Annotated in this window: 1 pseudogene; it reads left to right on the top strand. The window is 77.1% G+C overall.

The annotated features are described in order from the left end of the window. Positions 1 to 201, top strand: a pseudogene (locus CCL05_RS32745) (PLP-dependent aminotransferase family protein); the annotation flags it as partial.

Here is a 201-nt window from a genome sequence, read left to right as displayed (position 1 = left end):
TCGTGGCGGCGGTGCGGCGGGAGTTGCCCGCCTGGGAGTTCGAGGTGCCTCGGGGCGGCCTGACGCTGTGGGTGCGCACGGGCGGGCTGTCCGGCTCGCGGCTCGCGGAGGCGGGGGAGCGGGTGGGCCTACGGGTGCCGTCCGGCCCGCGCTTCGGGGTCGACGGGGCGTTCGAGGGATACGTGCGGTTGCCGTTCACCG

This window comes from Streptomyces africanus, from assembly GCF_002150735.1.
GTDB classification, from domain to species: domain Bacteria; phylum Actinomycetota; class Actinomycetes; order Streptomycetales; family Streptomycetaceae; genus Streptomyces; species Streptomyces africanus.
This window is presented reverse-complemented; position numbering and strand designations above follow the sequence as displayed.